This is a genomic window from Xanthovirga aplysinae, assembly GCF_009711365.1.
GTDB lineage: Bacteria > Bacteroidota > Bacteroidia > Cytophagales > Cyclobacteriaceae > Xanthovirga > Xanthovirga aplysinae.
Window position 1 is genome coordinate 1 of record NZ_SMMB01000094.1, and the last position, 327, is coordinate 327.

The 327-nt window shown below is 39.1% G+C and carries 1 protein-coding gene; it reads right to left on the minus strand.

The window, feature by feature from the left end; all coding sequences use genetic code 11:
• Positions 1–327 (minus strand): DUF58 domain-containing protein (locus tag E1171_RS00100; protein WP_155202974.1); only part of this gene is annotated, 327 nt, incomplete at both ends.

Genomic DNA, 327 nt, shown 5'->3' on the forward strand with positions numbered 1-327 from the left:
GACTGCTGTATGAATTTCGATTTCATTAGAAAACGTTGCGAGACTGATGGCATCACGTTGCTTTTGTAACATATATGCTAAGGCAGCGGCCGCCATGACACTAAATGTAATTTTCCCTTTGTTTTCTTTGGGATAATGCATGGAGGAGGAATTGTCCAATATTAGTTGACATCGTAAATTGGTTTCTTCTTCAAACACTTTACTATAGAGGCGATCGGTTTTTGCATATACTTTCCAATCAATGTGACGGGTACTTTCTCCTGTATTATATAACCGGTGTTCGGCAAACTCTACAGAAAAACCATGATAGGGTGATTTGTGCAATCC